Genomic DNA, 19,708 nt, shown 5'->3' with positions numbered 1-19,708 from the left:
AGGTTCCTCCAATCACAAAGCCTCACTCAGGACCATGGACGATGAGTCACCCCTCACAGTTTGCCCTGCTGCAAAAACGGCGCTTCCTGCCGTTTTTCGTCACCCAGTCGCTGGGGGCGTTCAACGACAACCTGTTCAAGCAGTCGCTGATCCTGGCCATCCTCTACAAACTGAGCCTGGGTGCCGACGGCACCTTCCTGGTCAACCTCTGTGCGTTGCTGTTCATCCTGCCGTTCTTTCTGTTCTCGGCCCTGGCCGGGCAGTTCGGCGAAAAATTCGCCAAGGACGCGCTGATCCGCACGATCAAGCTGGCCGAGATCGTGATCATGGGCGTGGGCGCCGCCGGCTTTCTCTATAACCACCTGTGGATGATGCTGCTGGCACTGTTCGCCATGGGCACGCACTCGGCGCTGTTCGGCCCGGTCAAGTATTCGATCCTGCCCCAGGCGCTGCGTGAAGAGGAGTTGGTCGGCGGCAACGGCCTGGTGGAAATGGGCACCTTCCTGGCGATCCTGGCCGGTACGATCGGTGCCGGGGTGATGATGTCCAGCACCCACTATGCGCCGCTGGTGGCCAGCGCCGTGGTGCTGGTGGCGGTGCTCGGTTACCTGGCCAGCCGCGCGATCCCGCGTGCGGCCGCCTCCTCGCCAGAGCTGAAGCTGCAGTGGAACATCTTCACCCAGACCGTCGCGACCCTGCGCATGGGCCTGAAACAGACCCCAGCGGTGTCGCGCTCGATCGTGGGCAACTCATGGTTCTGGTTTGTCGGCGCTATCTATCTGACGCAGATTCCGGCCTACGCTCAGGAATGGATGCACGGCGACGAAACCGTGGTCACCCTGATCCTGACGCTGTTCTCGGTGGGCATCGCGGTGGGTTCGCTGCTGTGCGAGCGCCTGAGCGGGCGCAAGGTGGAGATCGGTCTGGTGCCGTTCGGTTCGTTCGGCCTGACGGTGTTCGGCCTGCTGTGGTGGTGGCACTCGGGGGATATCCCGGCGGCTGGCGCGCCCTATGACTGGCTGGCCCTGCTGGGCATGAGCAAGGCCTGGTGGATCCTGCTGTCGATCATGGGCCTGGGGATTTTTGGCGGCTTCTATATCGTACCGCTGTACGCGTTGATCCAGTCGCGCACCCCCGAAGACCAGCGTGCCCGGGTGATCGCTGCCAACAATATCCTCAATGCGTTGTTCATGGTGGTGTCGGCCGTCATCACCATGTTGTTGCTGGGCGTGGCCAAGCTGAGCATCCCGCAGCTGTTCCTGGTGGTGTCGCTGTTGAATATCGCGGTCAACACCTACATCTTCCGTATCGTGCCCGAGTTCAGCATGCGCTTCATGATCTGGCTGCTCAGCCATTCCATGTACCGTGTCGAGCACCGCGACCTGGACAGGATTCCGGATGAGGGCGCAGCCCTGCTGGTGTGCAATCACGTGTCGTTCGTCGATGCGCTGCTGATTGCCGGGGCTGTGCGCCGGCCGATCCGCTTTGTCATGTACTACAGGATCTACCGGTTGCCGGTGCTCAACTTCATCTTCCGCACCGCTGGCGCCATCCCGATTGCCGGGCGCAACGAGGACCTGGCCACCTACGAGCGGGCGTTCGAGAAGATCGCCGCGTATCTGGCTGACGGTGAGCTGGTGTGTATCTTCCCGGAAGGCAAGCTGACCGCCGATGGCGAGATCGATGCGTTCAAGGGGGGCTTGAGCCTGATTCTGGAGCGCACGCCCGTGCCGGTGATCCCGCTGGCGCTGCAAGGGTTGTGGGGGAGTTTCTTCAGTCGTGACCCGGCCAAGGGGTTCCTGCGCCGGCTGTGGTCGCGGGTGACCCTGGTGGCCGGCAACGCCGTGCCTGTGGAGGCGGCGCAGCCGGCGCTGCTGCGCGAGCGGGTCAGCGAATTGCGTGGTGCCTCGCGCTAGCCAGCAGGGCCTGGGTCAGCTGGCGCTGACCTTGAGCCCGATCAGGCCGATGACGATCAGCGCAACGCTGCCCAGGCGCATCAGCGCCATGGACTCGCCGAACAGGATGATCCCGGCGATCACCGTGCCCACTGCACCGACACCGGTCCAGATCGCGTAGGCGGTGCCCAGTGGCAGCTCTTTCATGGCCAGGCCCAGCAAGCCCAGGCTCACCGCCATGGCGGCAACCGTCAGCACGGTGGGCAGGGGGCGGGTAAAGCCGTCGGTGTACTTGAGGCCGACGGCCCAGCCGACTTCGAACAGGCCGGCGAAAAACAGGATGATCCAGGACATGCGGTGTACTCCATCGAGTGATGGGGCCGTCCCCGGGTCGGTCACGCAATGCGTCGTGAGGTCGTCCTCACAGTGCGCACTATAGTGCACATTTCCTCGCCGGGGGGCAAGCAGGGGTCAGCGCGTGGCATCGACCTGTTCAGGGGCTGTGGTCGGCTCTTCCATGCGCCGGAACCAGGTCGAGAGTAGCGCACCGGAGATGTTGTGCCACACGCTGAACAACGCGCTCGGCACCGCAGCCAGGGGCGAAAAGTGCGCACTGGCCAGTGCCGCGCCAAGCCCGGAGTTCTGCATGCCGACTTCCAGTGCCAGCGATTTGCGCTGCGCCAGGGGCAGCTTGAACAGCTTGCCGGTGAGGTAGCCCAGGGCGAAGCCGAAGGTGTTGTGCAGGATCACCACGGCCATGATCAGCAGGCCCGACTCGGCGATCTTGGCCTGGCTGGCGGCCACCACCGCGCACACGATCAGCACGATGCTCACCACCGACACCAGTGGCAGCACCTGCACGGCCAGTTGCACGCGGGCGCCGAGCAGACGCTGGGCGAGCACGCCGAGCACAATCGGCAGCATCACCAGTTGCAGGATCGACCAGAACATCTCCATGAACGAGACCGGCAGCCAGGCCGAGGCCAGCAGCCAGATCAGCGCCGGGGTCAGCAGCGGGGCGAGCAGGGTGGTGACGGCGGCGATGGCCACGGCCAGGGCCAGGTCGCCCTTGGCCAGCCAGGCCATCACGTTGGAAGAGGTGCCGCTTGGGCAGCAGCCGACCAGGATCACGCCGACGGCGATCTCTGCGGGCAGGTGGAACAGCTGGCACAGCAGCCAGGCCATCCCCGGCATGATCACGAAGTGTGCGACCACGCCCAGCGCCACGCGCCAGGGTTGACGGAACACGGCGGCGAAGTCGTCGACCTTGAGGGTCAGGCCCATGCCGAACATCACCAGGCCCAGCAGCGGCACGATGGCCACCTTGAGGCCGATGAACCAGGCGGGCTGGAGGAAGGCCAGCAGGGCGAACAGCAGCACCCACCAGGCGAATGTATTGCCGACGAAGCGGCTGAGGGCGGCGAGGGCGCGCATGGGGGGCTCCTTTTTATTATCGGTGGCCCCATCGCGGGTCAAGCCCGCTCCCACAAGGAATGCAGCGACCCTTGGGGGGCGGGCTTGAGCCGCGATAGGGCCCGCAAGGCGTCTATCTATTGAGAGTGAATCAGATCCCCTGCGGGATCTCCTCGCCACCCAGCGCTTCGAACAGCGCCGGCAGGAAGTCGCCGAAGGTCAGCATCATCAGGGTGAAGCTGGCATCGAGCTGGCCCAGCGCTTCTTCACCGCCATCTTCCTCGGCCTGATCCTGCAGCAGTTCTTCGAACTTCAGGCGCTTGATCACCATCTTGTCGTCGAGCACGAACGACAGCTTGTCCTGCCAGGCCAGCGACAGCTGGGTGACGATTTTGCCGGTACCCAGATGCAGCTGGATCTCGTCGCTGGTCAGGTCCTGGCGCTTGCAGCGCACGATACCGCCGTCTTCGTGGGTGTCGCGCAGTTCGCATTCGTCCAGTACATAGAAGTCGGGCGCCGCTTTCTGTTCCTTGACCCAGTCGGTCAGGGTCGCGCTTGGCGCGATCTTCACGGTCACCGGGCGCACCGGCAGCGAGCCCATCACTTCACGCAGGGTCGACAGCAGGTCTTCGGCGCGCTTGGCGCTGGCCGAGTTGACCAGCACCAGGCCCTGCTTGGGGGCGATGGCCGCGAAGATCATCGAGCGACGGATAAAGGCGCGCGGCAGGAAGGCCTGGATGATCTCGTCCTTGATCTGGTCGCGTTCCTTCTTGTAGACCTTGCGCATCTGCTCGGCTTCGATCTCGTCGATCTTCTCCTTGACCGCATCGCGCACGACGCTGCCTGGCAGGATGCGTTCTTCCTTGCGTGCGGCAATCAGCAGGAACTCGCCGCTGACGTGCACCAGGGGGGCGTCCTCGCCTTTGCCGAACGGCGCGACGAAACCGTAGGTGGTCAACTCCTGGCTGGCACACGGGCGCGCGGGCTTGGTGGCCAGCGCAGTTTCCAACGCCTCGGCGTCAAACTGAATGTCCTGGGTCAGGCGGTAGGGCAGCAGGTTTTTGAACCACATGGGTCGAATCTCTCCTCGGTACATAAGGAGGGCATTATTCTCCGAGCGGCGTCTCCAGGCCAAGCCCGCTAAGTCATTGGAAGGCCTGAAAAATTATTTTAAAAAAGTGCTTGCCAGAGTGTGAGGTGCTCCGTAGAATGCGCGCCACACCGAGACGAAGGGTGATTAGCTCAGCTGGGAGAGCATCTGCCTTACAAGCAGAGGGTCGGCGGTTCGATCCCGTCATCACCCACCACTTCTCAGTGTATCGCGCAGCGGTAGTTCAGTCGGTTAGAATACCGGCCTGTCACGCCGGGGGTCGCGGGTTCGAGTCCCGTCCGCTGCGCCATATCTTAGCTTCAGGGCCCACTGAACTCCCTGAAGCCACAAACGAAGCGACCTTAGGGTCGCTTTTTTTGTGCCTTAAATTTGACCTTCCGCCCGTCAGTGCGGGGGGCATCGACATCGGTATTGGCTTCGCGCCATAACGAACAAGGCGCCGTGAGGGCGCCTTGTCGGTAAAGCCCTGTCCTGGGTTACCAGTTGTAGGTCACGTCTGCGGTCATGGTGCGACCTTCGCCGTAGTAGCAGTCCATTACACCATTGCACGCCGCCACGTATTTCTCGTCCGTGAGGTTCTGCAGGTTGGCCTTGAGCTTCACGCCCTTGACGCGCAGCGGCGATTTTTCCAGGTCATACGACACCATCGCGTCATACACCGTGTAGGACGGAATCTGGAAGGATTCTTCGGCATAGTCCGAGCCGTAGCTGCTGCTCACGTAGCGCGCACCCAGGCCCACCCCGAAGCCGGCCAGTGCGGTGGCAATGTCGAAGTCGTAATTGACCCACGCCGAGGCGGTCAGCGGTGGCTGCATGGCCAGGGTTCGGCCTTCACGGCTGTCGTTGATGCTGCGCCACTTGATCTGGTTGCGCGATACGGCAGCCAGCACGCGCAGGTTGTCGGTGACATTGACCTTGCCTTCCAGTTCTACACCGCGTGAACGAACCGAACCGCTCTGCACGGTGATCTCCGGCCTGACGCGGTCGCTGGTCAGCATGTTGTCCTGGTCGATCTGGTAGGCAGACAGCTGGATGAAACCGTCGATGGACGCAGGCTCGTACTTGACCCCGACTTCGTACTGTTTACCGTTGGTCGGTTCGAACGGCGAGCCGGTGCTGTCGACGCCGGACAGCGGCAGGAATGATTCGGCGTAGCTCACGTACGGCGTGATGCCATTGTCGAAGCCGTAGCCCAGGCCTGCTCGCGCGGTGAATTTTTCATCCTTCGAGTTCGTGTGCCCGCCGTTCAGCGGTGTCTTGTTGTCAGTCTCGGCAACGTCGTATCGACCGCCCAGGGTCAGGAACCATCGGTTCCAGCGCAACTGGTCCTGAACGTACAGGCCGGTCTGTTCGATGGTGTTGTCCCAGCGATGAGGCTGGGCAAAGGTGAGCTCGCTGCCATACACCGGGTTGTAAAGATCGATGCCAGGGGCGCGGCGGTCATAACGGCCGAGGAATTCGGAGTTGAAGTGGTAGTAGTCCACGCCCAGCAGCAGGGTGTGCTCCAGCTCGCCGGTGGTGAACTTGGCCTGGGCGATGTTATCGATGCCGTAGACCTTGTTGTGCTGTGCCCAGTCCACCCCGTAGCGGTTTGCCTGATAGCTGAAGTCGTTGGCACCGGTGACCGGGTTGGGGCCGAACGCGTAGCCGTGCAGCGGCGCTACATAACGGTCGTTGAGGTCGGCGTAACGCGCATTCTGCTTGAGGGTCCAGATGTCGTTGAGTTCGTGGGCGATCTCGTAGCCGACCACGAACTGCTCGCGGTCGTACTTGTTCAGGCCCGGTTCGCCGATGAACAGGCTGCGGCTGATTCGTCCGTTGGCGGTGCCGTACACCGTCCCCTTGGCTGGCAGGCCCTGGGCTTCCGGGGTGTCGCGGTCTTTCTGGTACTGGCCGAATACGGTGACGGTGGTGCGGTCATTGACCAGCCAGGTCAAGCTCGGCGCCAGCAGCATGCGATTCTGGTTGGCGTAGTCGATCTGCGAGTCGCTGTCGTTGACGACCCCGGTCAGGCGATACAGGAATTGCCCCTGGTCGTCGATCGGCCCACCAAGGTCGAAGGCACCGTACTTGCGGTCATGGCTGCCGCCACCGATGACCACTTCATGCAGGGGCGTGGCCGTCGGGCGCTTGCTCACCATGTTGACGATACCGCCAGGCTGGTTCTGGCCGTAGAGTACCGACGCCGGGCCTTTGAGCACTTCGATGCGCTCAAGCGTGTAAGGGTCGATCTGCAGCGAGCCGCCGGTGCTGCCGCCGCTGTAAGGCAGGTGCAGGCCGTCCAGGTACAGCGGGGTAGGGGAAAAGCCACGGGAGGTGGGCTCGTCGAACACTTTTACCCGGTCGGCGAAGCCGCCCCCGGTCATGCCGGCGGTGTAGCGCAGGGCCTCGGTAACCGATTGGGCACCGCGCATCTTGACTTCGTCCTGGGTGATGACGTTGATGGTCTGCGGGATCTCGCTCAGCGCGCTATCGGTCTTCGAGCCGGTGGCGCTGCGTTTTGCCACGATCCCGGCGACCGGGCCGTACGCCGATTCGACCGACTTGCCGTCGATGGCCGTGGCGCCCAGTTGCACGGACGCCTCGCCCGCAGGCAGTTTTTCCAGCACCAGGGTCTGACCGTCCAGCATCTGCCACGTATGGCCGCTGCCTTGCAGCAACTGGTCCAGCGCCTGGCCCAAGGTGTAGGCGCCCTGCAGGGCGGGACCGGATCGGCTGGCAAGGTCGTTGGAGTTGAACACCAGCCGAACGTTGGCCTGGTCAGCCAGTTGGGTCAGCATCCTGTCGAGTGGCTCGGACGCCAGGTTCAGGGTCAGACGGCTGGAGGCTTCAGCGGCCTGGGCCACCGGCAGGGCCAGCGGCATCCCGCCACACAGGGTCAGAGCGATGGCCAGCGTCAAGGTACGGCCGCTGAGCGGAAAAGTGTTGGAAGGCGCCTGCATTGAAATCGTCCGTCATCAAATGTTGGTAAGGAAGCGATATTTATGAGAAGTATTCGCGTTCAAAACCAACGACGATTCACTACGCCCAACCTTGCCAACAAAATGCGGATTTATTTTCCTTCGCTGTTTTCGGCGTTCATCACCAGCGTCAGCCACGGCAGTTGCACGACCTGCAGTGGCTGGGTGCGCGCCAGCGTGCTGAACATCGCTGGCCCGTCGTCCAGGTTGAACACCCCGCTTACGGCAGTGCTCGGCAGACGCCCCGTCACCATCAGTGCCCCCGGCACATAACGCCCGATTTCGGTCACCACCTCGTCCAGCGGGCGCCGATTGAAAATCAGCTTGCCTCGCTGCCAGGCGGTATCACTGGCCACGTCCAGCGGGCGTGTCGCGGACGGCGGCCGGCCTTCGGCATAATCCAGCTGTTGAGACGGTTCCAGGCGCGCACTCTTGCCGCCGGACGTCACTTGCACGACGCCCTCGCTGACACCGACCTGTACGTGCGCCTTGACCAGATTGACGTCAAACCGGGTACCCAGTGCCTGGGCCGTCCCCCCGGCGGCATGTACCACGAAGGGGCGCGCCGGGTTCTTGCTGACCTGGAACAGCGCTTCGCCTTTGATCAGGTCTATATCGCGGCGCGTCGACGAATAGCGAACCGAGAGTGCGCTGGCGCTGTTCAGCCAGACCTCGCTGCCGTCCTCGAGCACCAGGTGCCTGCGCTCGCCCACGGCTGTAGCCTGGTCTGCCGTGTACACCTTCAAGGGCTGGCCCAGACTGGTCACGGCCAGCAGCGCCACCCCGGCTGCCAACGCAGCCCATCGCAGGCCTCGGGCAGGGCGCTTGAACGCGGGCGGCACGAAGGCTTGCGCGGTAGCCGTCTGCGGCAATCCCTGCCACATCTGCTCGGCCAACCGGGCGGCCGCTTCGTGCGCCGGGCTGCGCTGGCGCCACTGCCGGAACGCGGCATGATCCGACTCGCTGGCATTCCCTGACATCAGCATCACCCACTGCTCGATGGCGTGATCCTCCAACTCGACAGAGGCTGCTTGGGGATGGATAGGTTTAGTCATGATAAGGGGCTGCTGAAACCGTCAGAGGGGGCATACCAGGCATTCTAAATACATTCCGACTGACGTAGCCAATCGCGGCAATGGCGCATGGCCTGCACGATGTACTTGCCCACGGTGCTTTCGGAGACCTCCAGACGCACGGCGATCTGCGCATGGGTCAAGCCTTCCAGGCGGTTGAGCAGCAAGGCCAGGCGCGCCTTGCTGGGCAACTGGGCCAGGCTCTTGTCCAGTTGTTCGATCGCCTCGGCCGCCAGGAACTGCTTCTCTGGAGACGCCAGCGGGTCGCAGAACTCATGGTTGTCGCAGTCGTTGTCGTGCAGCGCCGAGCGCCGCTGTTCCTGGCGCAGGCGGTCGATGGCAAGGTTGCTGGCGACGCGGAAGACGAAGGCCCGCGGCTCGAGAATCTGCGCCGTGTCGGACAGGCTGGCCAGGCGCAGGTAGGTATCCTGAGCCACATCCGCGGCCTTCTCCACATTGCCCATGCGCCGCGCAAGGAACGCCAGAAGATCGGCGTAATGCTCCTGGAAAGCGCTGACCAGCGGGTTGACGGCGGAGGTGGGCGTGGACATCCGTTCTGCTCATGGGGCGTGATGTGCAAGCTTATCTCAAATGAGAATTACTATCATAGATGTTTTGCGTGCAACGCAGGCGCTCATTGGATAAGCGTCAGAACGCTCGCCATGACAGGGGCTGTGAAATCATCGGCCTTGAACATGTTGGCCTGGATTGTCAGCCCTTCTATGCAGATAAAGATCAGCGCCGTGTGTTTCTCGACGTCCCTGGCGCCCATTTCGTTCAGGCACCGTCGGACAAGGTCTTGAATGGCTATTTTGTGGTTGCGCATGATGGTGGTGAAGGCTGGCACCGAGTCGCCGAATTCTTCGCAGGCCTTGATGAAAATGCAGCCATTGAAATCGGGCGCTTTAAACCAGCGACGGTGCCACTCGAAAATGGCCTGTATTTTTTCGGCGCCGCTGGCGTGTTGACCCACGTAGCTCGAAAGGTCTGCCATGAACAACTCGTCACGCAGCTTCAGGGTCGCCTCGATCAATCCCTCCTTTGTGCCAAATTGCTTGTACAGGGTCATTTTGGCCACACCTGACTCAGCAATGATCCTGTCTATCCCGACACCCGCATAGCCATGGTGAGAGAACAGCTTCAGGGCAGTGATGAGAATTTCGTCGCGTTTTGTCATGCGTTATTCCTATTAAAAATATATAGCCAATAGTTATTATCAATTTTTATGCGCAGTAATGGCACGTATAGTGGCGGCCGCAATACAGACAGGTCTGTCTACTTTAGAAGGGATAACAGTGATCAAATTCATTGGGAAAATGGCGGGGGGGAACCCATTGCCGTCGCGGCCGGCTGCGCGACTGGTTTGGAATGGTCTCATAGGTGGGCTTCTGGGCATTGGTGTTATTGCAATTTTGACACAGAGTTTCGGCTTGCCATTCATGATGGCGCCGCTCGGTGCCACGTGTGTGCTGCTGTTCGCAGTACCTGATGCCCCGCTCGCACAGCCGCGCAATGTGATTGGGGGCCACCTGGTTTCCAGCTTCGTGGGCATTGTGGTCGCCAAGTATCTGGGGGGCAGCCCTCTGTGCATGGGCGTAGCGGTCGGTGTGGCGATTGCATTGATGCAACTGACTAGAACACTGCACGCACCGGCGGGTGCCGATCCACTGGTGGTGATTCTGGCGGGCGGTGCCACGTGGGATTTTCTTCTGGTCCCGGTGTTGGCCAGTTCAGTCGTATTGGTACTGATCGCCCTGGTGTTGAACAACGCGAGTTCGACCAGTCAATGGCCCAAGTACTGGTGACGGCATGCCTATCCTGAACCTGAACCTGTCGCAAGCGGTCGACGACACCCTGAAGCAGCAGATTGCCCAACAGTTGACGGCGCTGACCAGCAACCTGCTGGGCAAGAACGCAGCGCTGACGGTGGTCAGAATCAATGACGTGAAGAGTCAATGGTTTGTGGGGGGCGCGCGCGTCGGTCAAGGTGTGGTCTTTCATCTGGAAATAACGATCACCCAGAACACCAACACGTTCGAGCAGATCGATAGTTGGATCTATTCGTCCTATGCCTTGTTGAAAGACATCCTCGGTGGGGTGCAGGGCGCGCCAAACTATATTGCCGTGAAGTGCATGGACGGTCAGTTCTGGGGCTTCGATGGATTAACACAATACGTAAGGAGTGGTCGATGAGTGCCGCGGTCAATGCAAGAGAGAGTGTGCTCCGTTGTTTGCTGGACGATACCTCGCGCGTCGATTCACCTGGCGACAGGGTGATCGACCTGGGGCTGGGTGAAGCCGAACTGCCCGACCTGGCGTTCGTACCCTATCAGCCGGGGCTGAGAAAAAATGTGTTGATTCACCCCATATTCGACAACACCAAGGATGACCCGCTGGGGTCCGACTGCGCCATCTTGCAGTATCTTCCCGGCGCGTTTACCCCGGCGCATGTACACATGGGGTATGAGACCGTGTTGGTGTTGAAAGGTGAGTATGTTGAAAATGATGTGTTGTATCGGCCGGGCACATTGATTGTGCGCGAACCGGGCACTGTTCACGAAATGCGCACCACCCAGGGGTGCACCCTTCTTGCCTTTCGTGACGTACCGGTCAAGCAGTTGACCTGACACACCGGCGCTTTCACATCCGCGTTTTCAATCAAAGACATGTGATTCAATGGACATTATTACTGCATCGCAAGCCGCGGCGCTTATCGCCGACGGCTCGACCGTCGTGTCGGGAGGATTTGGCAGTTGTGGTCACCCTGATTTACTGACTCAAGCGCTGCGTCGCTCATTTCTGCAGACAGGCTCGCCGAACACGTTGACGTTGCTGTTTGCGGCCGGTCAGGGTGACAAGGCGGGTAGAGGGTTGGACCAACTCGCGCTCGACGGCCTGGTGGTCAAGGCAATCGGAGGGTTCTGGGGGCTTTGCCCGGCGTTGGCCGAGATGGCGGTGCAAGGGCGGCTGCAAGCGCATAACTGGCCCCAGGGGGTGATCAGCAAGCTGTTTTCAAAGATCGCCGCCCATGAGCCTGGCCTTATCACCCGCATCGGCCTGGGAACCTTTGTCGACCCCGAGCACGGTGGTGGCGTCATTGGTTCGCAACAGGCGCAGTCGCTGGTCGAGCCCATCACGATCAAAGGCCAGCGTTACCTGCTGTACCCGACGCTGCCCCTGGACTACGCGTTACTGCGCGGCAGTGTGTCGGACGAGTGCGGCAACATCTCGCTGGAATCTGAAACATCGTTCATGGACGTGCTGGCCCAGGCCCAGGCCGTGAAGAACTGCGGCGGCAAGGTCATTGTCCAGGTCAAGAAAATAACCGCGTCCGGCAACCTGAAGCCGGCCGATGTGAAAATCCCAGGGTTTCTGGTCGACTATGTCGTGCTGGCCCAGGATGCCGAGCATCCGCAAACCTATGGCCGTCATCATGCCGTCGGCTACACGCAACGCACCGCAGCGGTTGAACCTGTCGTGCTGGATACGCTGCCCGTCGCCCGGCGAATCATTGCCTCGCGCGCCGCGCGCGAGCTGCACAGGTACCCCCACGCGAACATCAACCTGGGTATCGGCATCCCTGCGCTGATAGGGGCCTATGCCAAGCGGCTTGGCATCGAGGGCTTTACCGTCAGCGTGGAGTCGGGCGTGGTGGGGGGCATACCTGATGAGGGGCTTTGCTTCGGTGCTTCGTTGAACCCGCACGCGATCATCGATCAGGCCGCGTTGTTCGACTTCTATGATGGCGGTGGGCTGGATGTGGCTTTTCTGGGGTTTGGCGAGATCGACAAGGCGGGGAACGTCAATGTCAGCCGGTTTGGTACCCGCCTGCCCGGCGCAGGCGGGTTTATAAACATATCGCAAACCGCAAAACACCTGTTTTTCTGCGGCACTACCACCGCCGACGGAGCTACGGTCAGCCTCGGACACGATGGACGCCTGGAGCAGATCCGATCTGGACGGATTTCCAAGTTCGTGGAGCGCGTCGGCCACCTGACGTTCAATGCGCCAGAGGCACTGCGTCGCGGTCAACAGGTGACCTACATTACCGAAGTGGGCGTTTTCCGCTTGCACCCCACCGGCCTGTGCCTGGTTGAACTGGCCGCGGGCGTCTCGTTGGAGACCGTGCGCACGCTGGTGAATTTCCCGATTGACGTTTCGCCCGATCTTGAGGTCATGACATTCAGCCTCTAATGCGTACTTGACGCTTTCAGTATTAACTTCCCAAAGGTTTGTGTTATGGAAAATACTCTCTGTATTGTGGGAGCAGGATCGACGTGCCTGGCGTTCCTTCATTATTACACCCAGCACTTCAAGCGGGCCGCCGGCGGGGCGCCCAAGACCTTGTTTGTCATTGAAAAGTCAGAAGAGTTTGGTTGTGGCGTGGCGTACAGTCATGACCTTGCCTCGAATCTGCTCAATACCAAGTCGGGCTACATCACCCCCTTCCTTGATAAGCCGGGCGATTTCTTTGCCTGGTTGAACCTCAACGCAGCGGCCGTCCGTGACCGGTATCCCGCGTTCTCCATGACGATCGACTCCTATGCGCCGCGCCCTCTGTTCGGCATGTACTTGAAGTCACGTTTCAAGAGCGTGATCAAAGAGGCCGCCTCGGTAGGCGTCAATGTGGTGCAGATCTCCGCCGAAGTCATCGATGTGGTCAAGCACCTGGGGGGCTATGTGGTGCATACCGATTGTGGTGTGTCGCTCAAGTGCGAAAGTGTGTTTTTGATGTGTGGCACGCTGCCCGGCCAGCCGCTGCAGCGTGCCCCGCGACGCAGCATGCTCGCGCATCCTTATCCGGTCTCTGAACTGCCCGCCCTCATTGCACCCACCTCGTCGGTCGCCGTGATCGGTTCGCGCCTGAGTTGCATCGATGCGGTCATCGGGCTGTTCGAAAACGGCCATCAAGGCCAGGTGACCATCTATTCTCGTAGTGGCTTTTTCCCCTCTGTGCGGGGCACGCAAGGTCGAATAACGCCACGCTATCTGACCGTTGACTACTTTGATGAACTGCTGGCGCAGAACGCAACCCTCACCCTGGAGCAACTGGTCACCCTGGTCAGCAAGGAGATTGCCGAGCATGGCGGTGGGGTACCCGAACAGTTTCAGGTGCCTCAGCCGCCTGAAGACATTCTTGAGTTTCTGCGCCAGGAGATCGATGCGGCGCAGCAGGCACGCCCTTGGCAGGCAGTGCTGTATACGACGAACAAAGTGATCGACAAGGTGTGGGCGCTGCTCTCGGAAGCTGACAAGAAGCAGTTTCTGGCGAAGTACATGGGTGTGTTCATGTCTTATCGCGTGTCGATACCGGTGGACAATGCCCAGAAGATACTGGGTTACATGGAGGCTGGGCGCCTGGCCTTCATTCCAGGCGAGCACCGCATTCTCTGCGCCAGTGATCAAGAGGTCCTGGTGGCCGGGGCGCAGGGTGAGGTCTGCCGGTATGACGCGGTGATCAATGCCACCGGTTCGCCGCGCGATGTCAGCAAGCTGGATTCGGTGCTGATGTCGAAGTTGCTCGCACATCGCGCTGTGCTCGCCAACCCCCACGGCGGATTGTGCATCGACCGGCAGACGTATCAGGCCATCAACGCGCGCGGCGTCAGCGAAGACGACCTGTATGTGCTCGGTGAGCTGACCAATGGCGAGTTCCTGTTTACCAGTGCACTGGACATCAACTCCACCCATGCATCCCGGTGCTGCGAAGGTTTTTTTGAACGCTTGAGCCTCAAGCACTGCGCGCCGCTGCAAGCCGCTCTCTACGCGGAAAACGCGTAGTGCCCAACCCAGTGATTCGTGGCGGGGCTGTTCATCTGGCCACGACAATGCCTGAGGCCCGGCTTTGTTCGTCAATTCGATTGCTGTATTTTGCATGCCTGAACCATTGCCCGCCTTAGCAAGAGATCGAACATGCAGGATGCAACCTCCGCTCCAACGCCTTTGCTGGGTATCGACCTGGGTACCACCAACAGCCTGATCGCCGTATGGCTGGAGGGCAGGGCCCAACTGATCCCCAATGCCCTCGGCGAGGTGCTGACCCCCTCGGTGGTCAGTGTCGACGAAGACGGCAGCATTCTGGTCGGGCGCGCCGCCCGTTCGCGCCTGACCACCCACCCCGAGCGCAGTGTCGCGGCGTTCAAGCGCTTCATGGGCAGCGAAAAACGCTTCGAACTGGGCGGCCAGACCTTCGGCCCCGAGGAGCTTTCGGCGCTGGTGCTGGGCTCGCTCAAGCAGGACGCCGAGGCATTTCTGGGTTGCCCGGTGCAGGAGGCGGTGATCTCGGTGCCGGCCTACTTCAGCGATGAACAGCGCAAGCGTACCGTGTTCGCCGCCGAACTGGCCGGCCTCAAGGTGCAGCGCCTGATCAACGAACCCACTGCCGCGGCCATGGCCTACGGCCTGCACGAGCAGAAGTTCGAACGCACGCTGATCTTCGACCTGGGCGGCGGCACCTTCGACGTTACCGTGCTCGAATACGCCTTGCCGCTGATCGAGGTGCATGCCTCTACCGGTGACAACTTCCTGGGCGGCGAAGACTTCACTGCCGCCCTGATGCAGGCTTGCCTCAAAAGCTGGGACATGTCTCTGGCCAGCGTCGAGCCGCAAGCCCTGGCGAGCCTGTACGACAGCATGGAGCAGCTCAAGTGCAAGCTCGGCGAAGGCGCGCAGACGGTGCACTGGAAGGGCGCCGGCGAGCCGCGCGAGTGGACCCTGGACGAAGCCGGTGCGCAAAAGATCTGGGAGCCGCTGCTGGGCCGCGTGCGTGCCCCGATCGAGCAGGCCCTGCGCGATGCACGGCTGAGCCCGCGCGACCTGGACAGCCTGGTGCTGGTGGGCGGCGCCACGCGCATGCCGGTGGTGCAGCAGATGGTTGCGACCCTGTTCGGCCGCCTGCCGTATCGCCACCTGGACCCCGATACCATCGTCGCGCTCGGTGCGGCCAGCCAGGCAGCATGCAAGGCCCGCGACTCGGCCATCGAAGAGCTGATTCTGACCGACGTGTGCCCCTACACCCTGGGCGTGGAGTCGATGCGTGGTGAATCCAGCGGCGTGTTTTCGCCGATCATCGAGCGCAATACGGTGATTCCGACCTCGCGGGTGGAGCGCTTCTTCACCACCTACCCGCAGCAGAAACTCATCCATATTTCGGTGTACCAGGGCGAGCGCCCGTGGGTGCGCGACAATATCTTCATCGACGACTTCAATGTCGATCTCACGCCCATGGACAAGATCCAGGCGCTGGATATCCGTTTCAGCTACGACATCAACGGCTTGCTGGAGGTCGACGTGACGCTGGTGGAGACCGGCGTGCGTCACAGCCATAGCATCGATCGCAGCCCGACGGGGCTGGACGATGAGGCGCGTACCCTCAGCCATCAGCGCCTGGCCGGGTTGAAGATCCACCCGCGTGATGCCTTGCCCAATCGCACCCTGGCCGCCCGCCTGGAGCGGGCCTGGATGCAGAGCCTGGGTGATGAGCGCGAGCAGATCGGCGCCTGGCTGAGCGAGTTCAGCGAGGTGCTGGCGACCCAGCAGTCCAACCTGATCAGCAGCAAGCGCCAGCACCTGAATCAGGCGCTGGACGGCCTCAACCTCTAACTGTTCAGGCGCCGCAACACGGCCTGCAGCCCGCCGGACAGCTCCCGTGGATCATGGTGTTCCGGCGATACCCCGTAGCGGTTGGGCAGCCGGTCGCCAGGCATGGCGACCAGCACCAGGGGCAGGAATGGCACCACTATCGACAGCAGCGCCAGCAGCACCATCACCACGATGCCATGGCCCATGTCGTGCAGCCGGCGCAGGCAGGTGCCGAACAGCAGCACGATGCCCAGGGCGATCTTGGCCATCGCATCCGGCGCGCCGTTGGAGGTGACGAACAGCACCAGCGTGATGAAGAAGCACAGCAGCACCTGGCCAACGAATGCGCTGCGCCCCAAGCGGGTGTTCCAGCGCCAGAAGGCCCAGGGCGATACCGGTTCCAGGTCGGCCTGCGCCAGCAGCAGGCGTTCGCTCCAGGACAGCACTGCCGTCAGGGCGAAGCGCAGGCCGATGCCGTTGCCGGTGTCATCCTTGGCCTTTTGCAACTGCTTGAGGACCTTGAGCCGGGGTACGCCGACGCGGCCGTACTTGATCAGGTCCTTGAGGGTGTCCATCACCGTGTAGAACACCGCGCTGTCCATGCCGTAGGCATCGAGCTTCTCGCGTGGCGGCTTGCTCGGTTCGCCCTTGATCAGGCCACTGCGGAAGGCTTCGAACCAGGGCTCTTCACTGCTGATATCGGCCATCGTGCGCAGCAGCACGCGGTGCTGCTCTGCGTTGAGTGCCGGGTCGTGATAGAGCACCGCCCAGAACAGCATCATGCCCAGCAGGTCGTCGGCGAAGGCCTCTTCGTCCTTGTGGTAGCTGGCCAGCAGGGCTTCGGTGCTGGGCAGGCGTGCGCTGCTCAGGGCCTGGTCCGGCGCCGGCAGGCTGTCGGCAATGAGCTTTTGCAGCGGGTCGCGGTTGTCCAGCCAGCCCAGCAGGCCCTCCAGGTTGCCCTGTTCCTGCAGCAGGTTCAGCAGCAGGGTGTGCACCTTGGCCAGCGGGTGTCCCGAGGGGCACTGCAGGGTATCGAGCATGCTCGGGGTGACCAGCTTCAGCCAGCGCTGCGGGTCCTGGGCCAGGGCCAGCATGAACAGGGCCTGGCGGTGCCAGTGCCAGAGCTCGGCAGCGTCCGGTGCAGGCGGCAGCACCAGGCCCTCGGCGGCCAGCGTGCACTGCATTTCCAGGCCGAACGGCACCGGCATCATTGCGCGCGGGCTGAAGGTGTCCTTGATGCGTGCCAGCATGCGCGCATTGTAGGGGCGCAGGCGGCGCAGCCAATCGCGGCACAGGGTGGTTGCGCCGTCCTTGAGCGCGGCGGGCAGTTGCGGCTGGGCCGAGTGGCTGGTGACGAAGGCCTGGATGGCCAGCGGGATCGGCGCCTGTTGCAGCCAGGCCAGTTGCTGTTCGGCCTGATAGCGAAAACCCTGCAGGATCAGTTCATCGATGAGGTTGCTGTTGTGCGGTTCGTCGAGCACCTGCTGCAACAGTGCGCTGTCGCCGCAGTGCAAGGCCCAGGCATGGCGGTAGAGCCGTTGCAGGGGCGGGTCCGGGTGTTCGTCGATCAGGCTTGCGAGCAGTTCCAGTTCCTGGGTGTCGGTGGCGCGCCATTCGGCGAACAGCCCGGCGATGCCGTCCAGTTCCAGGCGTACCACCTCGAACCAGCGGCTCAGGGTTTCGGGGCGCTGTGATGGGCTGCCCAGGGTTTGCGCGTCTTCACTCAGGTCATCCGGCCAACTGCGCACAGGCGCCAGGCGGTCGAACGCCTGGACCATCAGCGGCAGGCGTTGTGGCTGGTGGGTACGGCACAGCGTGAGCAGTTCGCGGGCGGCTTGCGGGTGCTGGTGCTCAAGCCACAGCCGGGTCCAGCCGCTCAGGGCCTCTTCTTCCTTGCCCAGCAGGCTGGCCTGGTGCGTGAGCAGGTACAGCAGGTCGACATCGTCGGGCTGTTGCGCCTGGCGCTCCAGGCACAGGGCGTACAGGCTCGGGCTGGCAACCCCGGCCTGGGAGAATTTCAGCAGCAGGCTTTCGACGAACGTCGCGTCCTGAGGCAGGGCGATCACCGTATGCTCGCGTGCAAAGGCGGCGAGCTCGAACAGTGGGCGTTGCTCATAGAGGTGCAGCAGGGTGTGCAGGTACCACTGGGTTTCCAGCTGTGCGGCCGTGGACCACTGGTTCATCAGGCCGCTGTCGAAGGGATCGGGTTGGGCGAAGCGCGCGAGCAGGTTCTCGACTTCGCGTGCTTCCTCGTAGCCCAGGCGCAGCAGTTGCTGATCCCATGCCAGCCGCTTGGCCAGCACATTCACGCAGGTGTTGGACAGCGGGCGGGTTTCTTCCAGGCGCCAGAGCAGGTCCCAACTGATGTCTTCGAGTTCTTCGAGAGGCAGTTGATCGAGTTCGCGAATGTAGTCCTGCCAGGCGTTGACGTTGTAGCGCCGTGCCGGGTCGGCGAGCATGCGTGCGAACGTGGCGATCACCGGGTGTACGCGTTGTGGGCGGGTGCGCGCCGGTACGGCGTCGTCTGCGTCGTCCTCATCGTCATCGCTGGTGGCGAGCTTGAGTGCATGCTCGTACGCGGCGCGCAGCACCTGGAAACCTTCGGGGTCGGTCTCGGGGTGGAACTCGGGCAGGCGAGCGCGGTAGGCGCCGCGAATGATGTCCTGATCCTTGGTGGGTTCGATGCCCAGCTTTATCCAGCAACTCATGACCAGGTGTCCTCCTCGAGCGAATCGGGCCGGGGCGGGTAGTCCAGCGGCAGGTCCCAGGGCAGGCTGGCGAACAGTGTCTTGGCGCGCTTGAGCATGTTCATGATGATGCAGCGGTTCCAGTGTTCGGCGCCTTGGCGGTCGAGTCGCAGAGGGTAGTCTTCATCGTCGTGGTCGGAGCAGTTCCAGGCTGACTTGCCGAACATATAGCCGGCGATGTAGCTGTCCCAGTTGTTATAGAAATGCCGTGCGCGGATAGCCAGGCGGGTGTGCAGCCAGAGGCTTTCGGCTTCGTTGATCAGGCCTTCGAACACACCGGCGCGCAGCAGGTAGCTCATGCGGCCCAGGTCCCAGGCGCGGGTGCCGCCGAAGCCGCAATCGGCGTAGGTGCGTGCGGCGAACTCATAGTTGGCGCGTTGGCGTGGTGCGAGGTCTTCGAGTACGGCGTGCCATTCGCTGGGCTGGCAGCGTGAGTATTTCCAGTAGGCATCGTTGAGTCGTTCGGCGTGGCCGGTGTCGGCCATTTTGAGCATCTGCAGCAGTTCGTGGCGGTTGTTGATGCCCCACCATTTTTTCAGGTCCAGGTCGCCGTCGCCGTCGAAGTAGCGCGGGGAGGTCATGCTGGCGCCGTTGAGGGCGGCCATGGGGGCAGAAAGGGCGTACAGCCAATGCTGTTCAATCTCTTCCATGAAAAGGGCTCCGGGGCCGGCTTGGAATGGGCGGTGCTGGCCGTGATGGCGCGGATTGTAGAGAGGCGTGGCGGGAGGGGCAATTGTATCCGGGTGTTTTCCGCCATGCTGGCGGCGGTCTCAGTTGTTGATCTTGCCGTTGCCGTTGCCGTTGCCGTTGCCGTTGCCGTTGCCGTTGCCGTTGATCTTGATCTTGCTGTTGACCTTGATCTTGATCTTGATTTTCCGTCCCCCAGGAGGCCGAACGTAGGTGTCGTGTAGGGGGCAGGGCGCTAGCC

General features: G+C 62.2%; 16 protein-coding genes and 2 tRNA genes. 9 read left to right on the top strand and 9 right to left on the bottom strand.

The window, feature by feature from the left end:
* The first annotated feature begins 41 nt into the window (after positions 1-41).
* The gene (locus KUO17_RS22515; protein ID WP_217977792.1) at positions 42-1,916 is read left to right on the top strand and encodes an MFS transporter; all 1,875 of its coding nucleotides are present in this window, start codon (positions 42-44) and stop codon (positions 1,914-1,916) included.
* A 15-nt stretch (positions 1,917-1,931) separates the two neighbouring features.
* On the opposite strand, the gene sugE is transcribed toward KUO17_RS22515, so the two are convergent.
* The 3 genes from sugE to rdgC form a co-directional block, all read right to left on the bottom strand.
* Entirely contained in the window at positions 1,932-2,249 is a 318-nt protein-coding gene (gene sugE / locus KUO17_RS22510; RefSeq protein ID WP_217977791.1) for a quaternary ammonium compound efflux SMR transporter SugE, read from the bottom strand.
* Positions 2,250-2,366: 117 nt separating this feature from the next.
* Positions 2,367-3,329 (bottom strand): bile acid:sodium symporter family protein, encoded by a 963-nt coding sequence (locus KUO17_RS22505; RefSeq protein WP_217977790.1) that lies wholly within the window; start codon positions 3,327-3,329, stop codon positions 2,367-2,369.
* Between the two features lie 130 nt (positions 3,330-3,459).
* Positions 3,460-4,380 (bottom strand): recombination-associated protein RdgC, encoded by a 921-nt coding sequence (gene rdgC / locus KUO17_RS22500; protein WP_217977789.1) that lies wholly within the window; start codon positions 4,378-4,380, stop codon positions 3,460-3,462.
* A 159-nt stretch (positions 4,381-4,539) separates the two neighbouring features.
* Between rdgC and KUO17_RS22495 the strand changes: the two genes are divergently transcribed.
* Together KUO17_RS22495 and KUO17_RS22490 are read left to right on the top strand one after the other, a co-directional pair.
* Positions 4,540-4,615, top strand: a tRNA-Val gene (locus KUO17_RS22495).
* A gap of 16 nt (positions 4,616-4,631) precedes the next feature.
* Positions 4,632-4,708: transfer RNA gene (locus tag KUO17_RS22490), tRNA-Asp, on the top strand.
* A gap of 187 nt (positions 4,709-4,895) precedes the next feature.
* Here KUO17_RS22490 and KUO17_RS22485 read toward each other — a convergent pair.
* The 4 genes from KUO17_RS22485 to KUO17_RS22470 all read right to left on the bottom strand — a co-directional run bounded on the left by KUO17_RS22485 (position 4,896) and on the right by KUO17_RS22470 (position 9,629).
* A complete protein-coding gene (locus tag KUO17_RS22485) occupies positions 4,896-7,361 on the bottom strand; it encodes a TonB-dependent siderophore receptor (RefSeq protein ID WP_255263737.1) in 2,466 nt (821 codons plus the stop codon).
* A gap of 110 nt (positions 7,362-7,471) precedes the next feature.
* Complete coding sequence (locus tag KUO17_RS22480; RefSeq protein ID WP_217977788.1) at positions 7,472-8,434, bottom strand: FecR family protein; 963 nt, start codon at positions 8,432-8,434, stop codon at positions 7,472-7,474.
* 44 nt (positions 8,435-8,478) lie between these two features.
* Positions 8,479-9,003: a sigma-70 family RNA polymerase sigma factor gene (locus KUO17_RS22475; RefSeq protein ID WP_217977787.1), complete on the bottom strand. Its 525-nt coding sequence runs from the start codon at positions 9,001-9,003 to the stop codon at positions 8,479-8,481.
* Between the two features lie 83 nt (positions 9,004-9,086).
* Complete coding sequence (locus tag KUO17_RS22470) at positions 9,087-9,629, bottom strand: TetR/AcrR family transcriptional regulator (RefSeq protein WP_217977786.1); 543 nt, start codon at positions 9,627-9,629, stop codon at positions 9,087-9,089.
* Between the two features lie 118 nt (positions 9,630-9,747).
* Between KUO17_RS22470 and KUO17_RS22465 the strand changes: the two genes are divergently transcribed.
* The 6 genes from KUO17_RS22465 (at position 9,748) to KUO17_RS22440 (ending at position 16,054) form a co-directional block, all read left to right on the top strand.
* Positions 9,748-10,257 (top strand): HPP family protein, encoded by a 510-nt coding sequence (locus KUO17_RS22465; RefSeq protein ID WP_217977785.1) that lies wholly within the window; start codon positions 9,748-9,750, stop codon positions 10,255-10,257.
* A 4-nt stretch (positions 10,258-10,261) separates the two neighbouring features.
* On the top strand, positions 10,262-10,645 hold the full coding sequence (locus KUO17_RS22460; protein ID WP_217977784.1) for a tautomerase family protein: 384 nt from the start codon (positions 10,262-10,264) through the stop codon (positions 10,643-10,645).
* The gene (locus KUO17_RS22455; protein WP_217977783.1) at positions 10,642-11,079 is read left to right on the top strand and encodes a cupin domain-containing protein; all 438 of its coding nucleotides are present in this window, start codon (positions 10,642-10,644) and stop codon (positions 11,077-11,079) included. The genes KUO17_RS22460 and KUO17_RS22455 overlap by 4 nt, the downstream gene beginning before the upstream one ends.
* A 49-nt stretch (positions 11,080-11,128) precedes the next feature.
* The gene (locus KUO17_RS22450; RefSeq protein ID WP_217977782.1) at positions 11,129-12,646 is read left to right on the top strand and encodes an acyl CoA:acetate/3-ketoacid CoA transferase; all 1,518 of its coding nucleotides are present in this window, start codon (positions 11,129-11,131) and stop codon (positions 12,644-12,646) included.
* Between the two features lie 45 nt (positions 12,647-12,691).
* The gene (locus tag KUO17_RS22445) at positions 12,692-14,233 is read left to right on the top strand and encodes an FAD/NAD(P)-binding protein (RefSeq protein WP_217977781.1); all 1,542 of its coding nucleotides are present in this window, start codon (positions 12,692-12,694) and stop codon (positions 14,231-14,233) included.
* A 132-nt stretch (positions 14,234-14,365) separates the two neighbouring features.
* Complete coding sequence (locus tag KUO17_RS22440; RefSeq protein ID WP_217977780.1) at positions 14,366-16,054, top strand: molecular chaperone HscC; 1,689 nt, start codon at positions 14,366-14,368, stop codon at positions 16,052-16,054.
* Here KUO17_RS22440 and KUO17_RS22435 read toward each other — a convergent pair.
* Both KUO17_RS22435 and KUO17_RS22430 read right to left on the bottom strand, forming a co-directional pair.
* Positions 16,051-18,741 carry a DUF805 domain-containing protein gene (locus KUO17_RS22435; RefSeq protein ID WP_217977779.1) on the bottom strand — a complete coding sequence of 897 codons (2,691 nt, stop codon included), beginning with the start codon at positions 18,739-18,741 and terminating at the stop codon, positions 16,051-16,053. The genes KUO17_RS22440 and KUO17_RS22435 overlap by 4 nt on opposite strands.
* Positions 18,738-19,430, bottom strand: a complete 693-nt coding sequence (locus KUO17_RS22430) for a DUF1266 domain-containing protein (RefSeq protein WP_217977778.1) — start codon at positions 19,428-19,430, stop codon at positions 18,738-18,740. Before KUO17_RS22430 ends, KUO17_RS22435 begins: the two co-directional genes overlap by 4 nt.
* Between the last annotated feature and the right edge of the window lie 278 nt (positions 19,431-19,708).

It is taken from the genome of Pseudomonas aegrilactucae, assembly GCF_019168305.1.
GTDB classification, from domain to species: domain Bacteria; phylum Pseudomonadota; class Gammaproteobacteria; order Pseudomonadales; family Pseudomonadaceae; genus Aquipseudomonas; species Aquipseudomonas aegrilactucae.
Note: the sequence above shows the minus strand (reverse complement) of the source record. Positions and strands in the feature narration are given on the sequence as shown.

Excerpts from the sequence above, each read along its gene's own strand:
- KUO17_RS22515 (WP_217977792.1), top strand. The coding sequence starts at position 42 with ATGAGTCACCCCTCACAGTTTGCCCTGCTGCAAAAACGGCGCTTCCTG.
- sugE (WP_217977791.1), bottom strand. The coding sequence starts at position 2,249 with ATGTCCTGGATCATCCTGTTTTTCGCCGGCCTGTTCGAAGTCGGCTGG.
- KUO17_RS22505 (WP_217977790.1), bottom strand. The coding sequence starts at position 3,329 with ATGCGCGCCCTCGCCGCCCTCAGCCGCTTCGTCGGCAATACATTCGCC.
- rdgC (WP_217977789.1), bottom strand. The coding sequence starts at position 4,380 with ATGTGGTTCAAAAACCTGCTGCCCTACCGCCTGACCCAGGACATTCAG.
- KUO17_RS22485 (WP_255263737.1), bottom strand. The coding sequence starts at position 7,361 with ATGCAGGCGCCTTCCAACACTTTTCCGCTCAGCGGCCGTACCTTGACG.
- KUO17_RS22480 (WP_217977788.1), bottom strand. The coding sequence starts at position 8,434 with ATGACTAAACCTATCCATCCCCAAGCAGCCTCTGTCGAGTTGGAGGAT.
- KUO17_RS22475 (WP_217977787.1), bottom strand. The coding sequence starts at position 9,003 with ATGTCCACGCCCACCTCCGCCGTCAACCCGCTGGTCAGCGCTTTCCAG.
- KUO17_RS22470 (WP_217977786.1), bottom strand. The coding sequence starts at position 9,629 with ATGACAAAACGCGACGAAATTCTCATCACTGCCCTGAAGCTGTTCTCT.
- KUO17_RS22460 (WP_217977784.1), top strand. The coding sequence starts at position 10,262 with ATGCCTATCCTGAACCTGAACCTGTCGCAAGCGGTCGACGACACCCTG.
- KUO17_RS22455 (WP_217977783.1), top strand. The coding sequence starts at position 10,642 with ATGAGTGCCGCGGTCAATGCAAGAGAGAGTGTGCTCCGTTGTTTGCTG.
- KUO17_RS22450 (WP_217977782.1), top strand. The coding sequence starts at position 11,129 with ATGGACATTATTACTGCATCGCAAGCCGCGGCGCTTATCGCCGACGGC.
- KUO17_RS22445 (WP_217977781.1), top strand. The coding sequence starts at position 12,692 with ATGGAAAATACTCTCTGTATTGTGGGAGCAGGATCGACGTGCCTGGCG.
- KUO17_RS22440 (WP_217977780.1), top strand. The coding sequence starts at position 14,366 with ATGCAGGATGCAACCTCCGCTCCAACGCCTTTGCTGGGTATCGACCTG.
- KUO17_RS22435 (WP_217977779.1), bottom strand. The coding sequence starts at position 18,741 with ATGAGTTGCTGGATAAAGCTGGGCATCGAACCCACCAAGGATCAGGAC.
- KUO17_RS22430 (WP_217977778.1), bottom strand. The coding sequence starts at position 19,430 with ATGGAAGAGATTGAACAGCATTGGCTGTACGCCCTTTCTGCCCCCATG.